The 6850-nt window shown below is 69.7% G+C and carries 7 protein-coding genes; 4 read left to right on the top strand and 3 right to left on the bottom strand.

The window, feature by feature from the left end; all coding sequences use genetic code 11:
- From HG542_RS31955 to HG542_RS31945, 3 genes are all read right to left on the bottom strand, one after another.
- The coding region (locus HG542_RS31955) for a glycosyltransferase (RefSeq protein WP_171087692.1) at positions 1–1007 on the bottom strand (1007 nt) is incomplete at its 3' end.
- 117 nt (positions 1008–1124) lie between these two features.
- The gene (locus HG542_RS31950; protein ID WP_171087689.1) at positions 1125–2744 is read right to left on the bottom strand and encodes a beta-N-acetylhexosaminidase; all 1620 of its coding nucleotides are present in this window, start codon (positions 2742–2744) and stop codon (positions 1125–1127) included.
- Positions 2745–2896: 152 nt separating this feature from the next.
- Positions 2897–3166: a hypothetical protein gene (locus HG542_RS31945; RefSeq protein ID WP_171087687.1), complete on the bottom strand. Its 270-nt coding sequence runs from the start codon at positions 3164–3166 to the stop codon at positions 2897–2899.
- Between the two features lie 169 nt (positions 3167–3335).
- Here HG542_RS31945 and sdhC point away from each other — a divergent pair, with 169 nt between their 5' ends.
- The 4 genes from sdhC to HG542_RS31925 are packed head-to-tail and all read left to right on the top strand — an operon-like array spanning position 3336 to position 6731.
- Complete coding sequence (gene sdhC / locus HG542_RS31940; RefSeq protein WP_171087685.1) at positions 3336–3716, top strand: succinate dehydrogenase, cytochrome b556 subunit; 381 nt, start codon at positions 3336–3338, stop codon at positions 3714–3716.
- Between the two features lie 9 nt (positions 3717–3725).
- Positions 3726–4199, top strand: a complete 474-nt coding sequence (locus HG542_RS31935; RefSeq protein ID WP_171087683.1) for a succinate dehydrogenase hydrophobic membrane anchor subunit — start codon at positions 3726–3728, stop codon at positions 4197–4199.
- Positions 4200–4218: 19 nt separating this feature from the next.
- Positions 4219–5973 carry a succinate dehydrogenase flavoprotein subunit gene (gene sdhA, locus HG542_RS31930; RefSeq protein WP_171087680.1) on the top strand — a complete coding sequence of 585 codons (1755 nt, stop codon included), beginning with the start codon at positions 4219–4221 and terminating at the stop codon, positions 5971–5973.
- The gene (locus HG542_RS31925; protein WP_171087678.1) at positions 5973–6731 is read left to right on the top strand and encodes a succinate dehydrogenase iron-sulfur subunit; all 759 of its coding nucleotides are present in this window, start codon (positions 5973–5975) and stop codon (positions 6729–6731) included. The genes sdhA and HG542_RS31925 overlap by 1 nt, the downstream gene beginning before the upstream one ends.
- Positions 6732–6850: the final 119 nt, after the last annotated feature.

Genomic DNA, 6850 nt, shown 5'->3' with positions numbered 1-6850 from the left:
ACGGCATCGGAGTCGTCGAGCGGGACGAGGATGCCGTCGGTGCCGTCGGCGATGATCTCGCGCGGGCCGTGCGGGCAGTCGGTGGCGACGACGGGCAGGCCCGCGTGCATGGCCTCGACGATGGTCATGCCGAAGGACTCGGCGTCGGAGGCGACGGCCGCGATCGCGCCCTTGGACCACTCGGTCTCGATGGGCGAGCGGGCGCCCATGAGCGTGATCCGCTCGGAGAGGCCCAGGTCCTCGATCTGTTTCCGCAGCTTCGGCTTGGCGGGGCCGCGCCCGTAGATGCGCAGGTTCCAGTCGGGGCGCTCGGCTGCGATCTTCGCGAAGGCGGCGATCAGGCGGTCGTAGCGCTTGACGGCGACGAGCCGGCCGGCGGAGACGATCAGCTTCGAGGTGCCGTCCGAGGGCTCGGCCACGGGTGCCGGAACGGCGTTGGGGATCGGGAGGATCTTCGCCTTGGCGTCCGGGAGCGCCTCGCGGTAGTGGCCGGCGTCGGCCTCGGAGACGGTGGTGAAGGCGTCGAGGGCGGCGATGGCGGGGTCCATCACGGCGTGCAGCGCGGGGACGTGGGCCTCGTGGGTGAGGTGTTCCTGGCCGATGCGCAGGTACCGGCCGGTGCCGTACTCGGCGAGGTAGCCGATGAGCTTGGGGCGGGTGGCGATGACGACGTCGGCGTCGGTGGCGGCGAGGTGGGCGGCGACCTTCTCGTCGGTGAGGGCGGTGGCGGCCATCAGGCCGTTGTCGATGCGCTCGTCGCGGAAGAGGGCGCTGGGCCGCTGGTTGAGGGGGGAGCGGTACTCCTCGCTCTCCTCGCCCGCGCGGAAGTCCAGCAGCGGGGTGAGGCGCACGCGGGGGTCGATGGTGAGTTCGGGGTCGTCGGCGGGCCGGTTGACGCTGACGATCCGTACGTCGTGCCGGTCGGCGAGGGCGGCTGCGAGGTTGACGGTCGAGCGGATGGTGCCGCCGATGCCGTAGGCGTTGTGCAGGAGGAATTCGATCTTCATCGTGCCCTCAGTTCCGGTGCGCTTGCGGTGCCTCCACCTCCGGAAGGTTAGGGGATCGCGCCCCGAAGGGGCGCGGGGAACGGCGCGAGCAACCACAACGAGCCCGCGGAAGACGTCTCAGCGAAGCACCCGTCCCACGAGTGCGGCGAAGTCCTGCCAGGGCTGCTGCGGCTTCGCCGGGTTCCACAGCCGCTGGGCGGTCGCGGCCAGCGGCAGCCGGATGCCGTTCGCGACCTGGTCCGGCGTCTGCGCGTCGGGCTTGTCGCACCAGATCGCGAACCGCCCGCCGAGGATGCGGTCGGGCCCGGACTGCCCGGCGGCGACGGGCGTGGTGCCGCGGACGACGGCGGGCGACCACTGCCCGTGGATGCGCTCCCCCGTCGGGTAGCGGAACTGGTTGGGCTCGCCGAGGACGTAATAGAGGTACTCGTCGTTGAGGTTGACGAGCGGGCGTCCTTCGTCCAGGTACTCGGCGGGCGGCCGGGCTCCCAGCTCCTTCCCGGTCCAGTACTCGACCTCGATGTCCTTGTCGGGGGTGACCACGCCGTCGCGGAAGAAGCCGTCGTTCCAGGCCTTGGGCGTCTTGCCGAGGGAGCGCACGAGGGCGGCGCGGCCGTTGAGCCAGCCGGTGGCGAGGTCCTGGACCTTGGCGCCGGGCCCGTACTTCTGCCGGGCGGCCTCGGCGAGGCGGGGGTACGAGGCCTGCGGGTCCCTGCTCATCAGGGCGCGGTACTCGTCGGCGCCGAGGTGGAACCAGGGGCCGGGGAAGAGGTCGGCGTACTCGCGGATGAGGTCGTCCACGACCGCGGCGGAGTCCGGGTCGGCGATGTCGACGGCGCCGCGGGCGACGGTGCCCCCGGCGTCGCGGAGCTGCAGATCGGGGTGGGCGGCCAGGACGGCGCCGAGGTGGCCCGGCGAGTCGATCTCGGGGACGACGGTGATGTGCAGCGAGGAGGCGAGGTCGACGATGCCGCGCACCTCGGCCTTGGTGAGGTGTTCGGGGGAGACGATCTCGGGGTGGGAGTCGCTGGCGATGCGGAAGCCCTGATCGTCGGAGAAGTGCAGGCCGAGCTGGTTGAGCTTGAGGTCGGCCATCTGCCGCAGCCGGTCCTTGATCCAGGCGGCGGTGAAGAACTTGCGGGCGATGTCCAGGTTGAGGCCGCGCTGGGGGCGGTCGGGGCTGTCGCGGACGGTGCCCTCGGGCAGTCCGCCGCCGGAGCGCACGGCCTGGACGACGGTGCGGGTGCCGTAGAAGACGCCGGCCTCGTCGGCGCCGGTGATGAGCACCTTGCCGTCGTGGGTGGTGAGCTCGTAGCCCTCGGGCCCGCCGCTCTGGCCGGGGCGCAGGGCGAGTTCGATGTCGCCGCGGCGGGCGGGGCCGGCGTCGGCTTTCAGCTCGAGGTCGTCGGCGAGCCGACGGCCCGCGTCGGCCAGCGGCCCGCCGGGGTCGGCGACGACCCGGGCCCCGGCGCCCGGCCGCCAGCCGGGGCCGCCCTGGGCGGTGAAGGAGCGGACGGCGGGGACGACGCCCGGCGGGCCGGGGGGCGCGGGGGCCGTGCTGGAGGAGGGCGCGGCGGAGGCCGGGAGGGAGCGGGCGTCATCCGTGGCGCCGTGCCTGCCGGTGCTGCGCGGGCAGCCCATGACGGACATGGCGGCGAGGAGGGCGAGGGCGGAGACGGTCCCCCGGATGGCAGCCGTGCGGGTGATCCTGACGGGCAGTCGGTTGGACAGTCGCATGGAGCAAAACCTCCCATTCAGGGAGAAGATAGGTTTTTTTTATGCAACGGCGGCGAGGACCCGCCCGGAAGGACGTCCGTACGACCCGTACGAAGGAAATTCGGGCATCCGCCGGCCGGTGGCCGAGAAGTGTCGTTACGTTTTGATCCCGCTCAGGCTTCGCCACGATCACCGAGGAGCCCGCCCTGCACGTTCTCGACCGACTCGATCGAAAGGACCGGACCGCCCCGGTTTCCCCGGGCACGCCCGACATCTCCGCGGAGACCGACGAGGCGCTGCGGGTCGCCCGAGCGGCCTACGAGAGCCGGTTCGGCGAGCCCCTGCTGCTTCCCCCGGCCCCGGAGCGGGGCCCCGAGGAGGCCCTTGACCTGCTCCTGCGCACCCTGCGCGAGCGGCTGACGGCCCGTGGCGAACCGATTCACGCCACCGGCGGCTAGCCCGTACGTGCCTGTTTGATCACACCTGACATACCCCGGGAGACCGAACCGACAAGGCGTCGCTACGATGGCCAGGGCCGGTGGACCGTACCCGGCCGGGCCCGACCGACAGTAGAGCCGGCTGGCCCCAATCCCCGCTCCCGGAGGGTTTTCCGTGCCGGCTGGAACGCTGTACCGCGGCCGGGAAGGCATGTGGTCCTGGGTGGCTCACCGAGTCACCGGCGTCCTCATTTTCTTCTTCCTGTTCGTGCACGTCCTCGACACCGCTCTCGTTCGCGTCTCTCCCGAGGCCTACGACAACGTCGTCGCGACGTACAAGACACCCGTCGTCAACCTGATGGAGTACGGCCTCGTCGCCGCCATCCTCTTCCACGCTCTCAACGGCCTGCGGGTCATCGCGGTGGACTTCTGGTCCAAGGGCCCGCGCTACCAGAAGCAGATGCTGTGGACGGTTGTCGGTGTCTGGGTCGTGCTGATGGCAGGCGCTTTCTACCCCGTGCTGCAGCACACGCTGCGCACGCTGTTCGGGAGCTGATGACGCGAGATGTCCGCTGAAACCACCACCCCCGCGGTGAACGAGTCCGTGTCGCTGTTCGACGCGGACAACCCGGCTCCGGTCATCGAGCCGCCCCGCAAGCGCACCAAGAAGACGCCGAAGTCCACGCGCACGAACTTCGAGCTGTACGGCTGGCTGTTCATGCGGCTGTCCGGCATCGTGCTCGTCGTCCTGGTCCTCGGCCACCTGCTGATCCAGCTCGTCCTCGACGGCGGCGTCAGCAAGATCGGTTTCGCCTTCGTGGCCGGCCGCTGGGCCTCGCCGTTCTGGCAGGCCTGGGACCTCATCATGCTGTGGCTCGCGATGCTGCACGGCGCCAACGGCCTGCGTACGGTCATCAACGACTACGCGGAGCGGGACACCACCCGCTTCTGGCTGAAGATGCTGCTGTACACGGCCACGGTGTTCACCGTCCTGCTGGGCACGCTGGTGATCTTCACCTTCGACCCGAACATCCGCTAGAGCCCGGGGCTGACGAGACATGCAGATCCACAAGTACGACACCGTCATCGTCGGCGCCGGCGGCGCCGGCATGCGCGCCGCCATCGAGGCGACGAAGCGCAGCCGCACCGCGGTGCTGACCAAGCTCTACCCCACCCGCTCCCACACCGGCGCGGCCCAGGGCGGCATGGCCGCCGCCCTCGCCAACGTCGAGGAGGACAACTGGGAGTGGCACACCTTCGACACGATCAAGGGCGGTGACTACCTGGTCGACCAGGACGCCGCCGAGATCCTGGCGAAGGAGGCCATCGACGCGGTCCTCGACCTGGAGAAGATGGGCCTGCCGTTCAACCGCACCCCGGACGGCACCATCGACCAGCGCCGCTTCGGCGGCCACTCCCGCAACCACGGCGAGGCCCCGGTCCGCCGTGCCTGCTACGCGGCCGACCGCACCGGCCACATGATCCTCCAGACGCTGTACCAGAACTGCGTCAAGGAGGGCGTGGAGTTCTTCAACGAGTTCTACGTCCTGGACCAGCTGATCACCGAGGTCGACGGCGTCAAGAAGTCGGCCGGTGTGGTGGCGTACGAGCTCGCCACCGGCGAGCTCCACATCTTCCAGGCCAAGTCGGTCGTCTACGCCTCCGGCGGCACCGGCAAGTTCTTCAAGGTGACCTCCAACGCGCACACCCTGACCGGTGACGGCCAGGCCGCCTGCTACCGCCGCGGCCTGCCCCTGGAGGACATGGAGTTCTTCCAGTTCCACCCGACGGGCATCTGGCGCATGGGCATCCTCCTCACCGAGGGCGCCCGCGGCGAGGGCGGCATCCTCCGCAACAAGGACGGCGAGCGCTTCATGGAGAAGTACGCGCCCGTCATGAAGGACCTCGCCTCCCGCGACGTCGTCTCCCGCTCCATCTACACGGAGATCCGCGAGGGCCGCGGCTGCGGTCCCGAGGGCGACCACGTCTACCTGGACCTCACCCACCTGCCGCCGGAGCAGCTGGACGCGAAGCTCCCGGACATCACCGAGTTCGCGCGCACCTACCTCGGCATCGAGCCCTACACGGACCCGATCCCGATCCAGCCCACCGCGCACTACGCGATGGGCGGCATCCCGACCAACGTCCAGGGCGAGGTGCTGGCCGACAACGACACCGTCGTGCCCGGTCTGTACGCCGCCGGCGAGGTCGCCTGTGTGTCCGTCCACGGCGCCAACCGCCTGGGCACCAACTCGCTGCTCGACATCAACGTGTTCGGGCGCCGGGCCGGCATCGCCGCCGCCGAGTACGCGCACCGGGCCGAGTTCGTCGAGCTGCCGGAGAACCCGGCCGAGCTCGTCGAGAAGCAGGTCGAGAACCTGCGCAACTCGACCGGCACCGAGCGGGTCGCGGTGCTCCGCAAGGAGCTGCAGGAGACCATGGACGCCAACGTCATGGTCTTCCGTACCGAGCAGACCATCAAGACGGCCGTCGAGAAGATCGCCGAGCTGCGCGAGCGCTACAAGAACGTGTCCGTCCAGGACAAGGGCAAGCGCTTCAACACCGACCTGCTGGAGGCCATCGAGCTGGGCAACCTGCTCGACCTGGCCGAGGTGATGGCCGTGTCCGCGCTGGCGCGCAAGGAGTCCCGCGGCGGTCACTACCGCGAGGACTACCCGAACCGCGACGACGTCAACTTCATGCGGCACACCATGGCGTACCGCGAGACGGATGCCTCCGGCAAGGACAGCATCCGCCTCGACTACAAGCCGGTCGTGCAGACCCGCTACCAGCCGATGGAGCGTAAGTACTGATGAGCACCGCGACTCTCGACAAGCTCGAGGCCGAGGCGCAGACCTCGCACAACATCAAGGTCACCTTCCGCGTCCGCCGGTTCAACCCGGAGATCTCGGACGAGGCGACCTGGCAGGACTTCGAGCTGGAGATCGACCCCAAGGAGCGGGTCCTCGACGGCCTCCACAAGATCAAGTGGGACCTGGACGGCTCGCTGACGTTCCGCCGCTCCTGCGCCCACGGCATCTGCGGCTCGGACGCCATGCGCATCAACGGCAAGAACCGTCTGGCGTGCAAGACGCTGATCAAGGACATCAACCCGGCCAAGCCGATCACGATCGAGCCCATCAAGGGCCTGACGGTCCTGAAGGACCTCGTGGTCGACATGGAGCCGTTCTTCCAGGCGTACCGCGACGTGATGCCCTTCCTCATCACCAAGGGCAACGAGCCGACGCGCGAGCGCCGGCAGTCGGCGGAGGACCGGGAGCGCTTCGACGACACGACGAAGTGCATCCTGTGCGCGGCCTGCACCTCCTCCTGCCCGGTGTTCTGGAACGACGGCCAGTACTTCGGCCCGGCGGCGATCGTCAACGCGCACCGCTTCATCTTCGACTCGCGCGACGAGGCCGGTGAGCAGCGCCTGGAGATCCTGAACGACAAGGACGGCGTGTGGCGTTGCCGCACGACGTTCAACTGCACGGATGCGTGCCCGCGTGGCATCGAGGTCACGAAGGCGATCCAGGAGGTGAAGCGGGCGCTCATCACGCGCCGCTTCTGATCGCTCCGCGCAGTTCCCCGCGCCCCTTCGGGGCACGGTCATGCACTGCACCTTCCCCGCGCCCCGAAAGGGGCGCGGGGAACTGCGCGACCAGCCCAAGCAGACCCGCACGTGCAAGA

The organism is Streptomyces morookaense (assembly GCF_013030945.1).
GTDB classification, from domain to species: domain Bacteria; phylum Actinomycetota; class Actinomycetes; order Streptomycetales; family Streptomycetaceae; genus Streptomyces; species Streptomyces morookaensis.
This window is presented reverse-complemented; position numbering and strand designations above follow the sequence as displayed.